Below are 3,543 nucleotides of genomic sequence, written 5' to 3' on the forward strand. Positions count from 1 at the left end.
TCTGAAGGATAAAGGATGACCGCTGAAGATTGTCTTGATGGTTGTTCGATTTTAGATCATAGCTGATCAGGCTTTCGACAAAATTGATTTGAGCATAGATTGCGGTTCGACTAGCTGGTAATTTAGTAATCTCGCTGTTGAGTAATTCCTTGACTTGGTCATTAATTTTAGATTTCACGTCTTGGATATTTGGAACTTGATTATCATTATTATATTCATGATTTAAATTTTCTAACCAATTGTGGTAATCAATGAGTAGACTTAATCGCTGTAGTTTTGGTTCAATGTCTAAGCTGGTTGAAGCTGATAATTTGCTTGACTCTTGAAGAGATTCTTGATAGTATTTTATAGCATGATCAACCTGAGCAATAACCTGTTGTTTAACTTTTTTTTGCTCAGTTATCAAGTTGGTTCTGGTGTATAATTGTTTATAGTGGTTGTACCAAGAACGTTCTGTATCCCCCAAACTCAGTAATGTCTCTCGTTTTTCGAGAGGAGGTTGAGCTACTTTCAAACTTGCTTTAAGCACTTGCTGAGAGTGGTTTAAGTCCCCGAGCAGACGGAGAGTATTCCCAAGGCTACGTAAGCCAAGGATTTTAATCTGGGGATCAGGGGTTTGTTGAAAGGTTTGCAGCACCGTTTCAAACCGTTCTTGATTGGACAAATCGCAATTATTGTCCAGCTTTAAGGCTTGTAATAAGGTTTTACAGGTGCGACGGTAAAGTCCTAAGGCTTCCATCGCTTGGGCTTGATTAATTAGGGTACCTGTAATGCCAATGTCATCCTTTAATTGTTGATAAATCTCAGTAGCCAATTGCCAGGCTTCTAGAGCAGTGTCTGGTTGTCCTAAGGCTAATTCTAGACTACCTAGGGTGTTGAGAGCTTGGGCTTGGATTTGCTGGTAGTCTGGGCTATCCCTGAGATCTGCTCCGGTCTCTAACAGGTTGAGGCTAAATGCGATCGCATCTTCGGCATCAAACCACTGTTGGAGTTTCTGGTAAGCCAAGGACAGATAACTCAATGCCATCGCCTGATGTAGTATATCCCCTTGGGATTCATAGGCTTGTGCCGCTTGTTCCCAAGTGGTTGCTGCTTGATTAAACTGACCTTTGGTGTAGAATGCTCTGCCTTGTTCCACTAAATCTGACGCTGACCAATCTTGAGGAATTGGCTTAACAGTGCTGGGATAGGATAAGACCGGGAGGATGCCAATGGGGAGAACTAAATTTAGGAGAAAAAAAAGTAGGGCTTGGGTGCCAACTCGGGTCGCGCGAAGCATAGGGACGCTAAATCTAGGGTTTCTATTAAATTATCTCTTGAATAGAGTATGACGTTTCATAGTAAGGCTGAGGTATATCTAAATTTTTGTCATTTGAAACAGGCAAGATGCCTGTTCCACGCTGCATCCCGATTCCCGATTCCCTATCGCAGATAACAAGACCTAGACACCTGCCTAAATCCATCCGGTGTCACGGTAGTTGGATATGCAGTAAGAAAGATATTGCCCTCAGCATCAATCATCAAGCCTTGAGCTTCTATAATTCGTTTTGGCTTAGGGGTAGTGGGGGGCTGAACGGGGGGCTTCACCAATGCAGTCCGGGAGCGATACCGTCCACGGGGAGTGGGACGGCGTATATCTTCCCAATTGCTATTGCTGCTGATTTGACCTGGGCGAGGGGGTAATCCTCCACGTCCAGTATTGATAAAGCTACTGCTAGTGCTATTACTCGGTTGACAGCGTTGGTCAAATTGAGCCTTGCCTGGGTCCGTGGGTAAGCTGTTGGGCTCTCGTTCATCGAAGTTATCGATGGTGTTGATATTAACCATACCGTCTGTCTGACCAGAGGCATCTATATCATTGGTGCCATTGCCTGGGATAGCTTTGCGCTCTTCAATATCACCAAAAATGCTGAAGGCATTGATCCTGATATTACCCCCTTGACCCATTGGAGCATTAGCAATGATATCGCTACCATTATCACCAGTTGGGGGAAAAGCAATCAGAAATGGATTATTATCAATCGTGATGTTACCTCCGTTAGCTTCTAAAGCCTGTGCGGAGATCAGACTTTCGTTTTTGAGCTGTATTAAGTCTGATACGTTTAGTGTGATGTTCCCTCCTGATACTTGATTATTATTATTGGCAGTTTCAGCGAAAAGTTTTCCGTTGTTAAGCAACAGGGAATTAGCATTAATTCTTAGATCGCCTGCTACCCCTTTGTTACTGGTTACGGTGATTATCCCTTCATCTTCAACCTTGAGGGAATCACTATTGATGGTGATATCACCGGCTTGACCTGTCTCACTGGTTAGGGTTATTATCCCTTCATCTTCAACCTTGAGGGAATCACTATTGATGGTGATATCACCGGCTTGACCTGTCTGACTGCTTACGGTGATTATCCCTCCATCCTCAACCTTGAGGGAATTAGTATTGATGGTGATCGTACCAGCTTGAGCTGTCTGACTGCTTACGTTTATTTCTCCTCTATCCGCCACTTTCAAGGAATCAGTCTCGATGCTGATTTCACCAGCTACACCACTGAAATTGCCTGAGCTGCTAGACACTAAACCACTAGCAAGGTCACTATTAGTGGGACTAACTCCAGATATAGTAATCTGATCAGTAGCATTGACTGTAATGGTGCCAGCATCTGCTGCACGATCAGGTAAGGATTCCGGAGATACACCAAGATTTAGTTGGCCCAGTAAGAAGTGACTAGTAATGCTTTCACGGGATAAGGCTTCGTCATAGACTGCGACTTCATCAATCACACCATTGAAGGGTTGGTTGAATCCTCCGTTACCCCTCGTCCAATTCCCGATCAAGACACGGGGGTTTTGACTTTCAAAAGCACCTTGGTTGTTACTGATCACTTCCCGACCATCCACAAAAATGGTGTTGGTGTTGGAGTCTTGGTCATAAGTAGCTACAATGTGATACCAAGTATTTGGTTCAATGATGTTCCCTGGTGTTTCCAAGTCATCGGGAAAGTCACCAAAACGGACAGACCCGTTACTGGTCACTCGGAAATATAGACTGTCACCGTCACCATCGTTTCGGTTATTGCTTGGATGTATCCCAACATAGGATTGCTCTTTTAGTTCGTCTGGCTTGACCCAGGCTTCTACGGTGAAGGCTTTATTGCTGATATCTAATTCCGACCCTGGTGCAATAATACCAACATCCACAGCATCATTGTTGCCATCAAATTCTCCTGCTGTGCCTGATATTCCTGGAACTCCCTGAGTTACACCATTCCTGTAAGTACCATTGAAGCCATTGCCAGAACTGTCAACAGCCGTTATCGAAGTAGTTTCGTCTAAACGCCAGTAGGCTACTGGCTGATCTCGTTGCACAATATTCTGATAGGACTCAGAAGTTAGAGCTGCTTGACTTACACCGAAGGTTCCTGCTTCCACCCGCCCACCATTAATAAGAGATAGGGAGGAAGTAGTGATATTAATATCTCCTCCATTACCAGTAGCTCCCTCTTCTACACGGGTCTGAATGACTGCATTATCAACAGTTACTGTATTGCT

General features: G+C 44.1%; 1 protein-coding gene and 1 pseudogene. Both read right to left on the reverse strand.

Annotated features, from left to right (window positions below; genetic code table 11):
* Positions 1-1,279 (reverse strand): annotated as a pseudogene (locus F6K37_RS35015) (hypothetical protein); the annotation flags it as partial.
* 143 nt (positions 1,280-1,422) lie between these two features.
* Positions 1,423-3,543, reverse strand: a 2,121-nt coding sequence (locus F6K37_RS35020; RefSeq protein ID WP_353838882.1) for a LamG-like jellyroll fold domain-containing protein, incomplete at its 5' end; no start/stop codon positions are given.

The organism is Moorena sp. SIO4E2 (genome assembly GCF_010671945.1).
In the GTDB taxonomy this organism is placed as follows: Bacteria; Cyanobacteriota; Cyanobacteriia; order Cyanobacteriales; family Coleofasciculaceae; genus Moorena; species Moorena producens.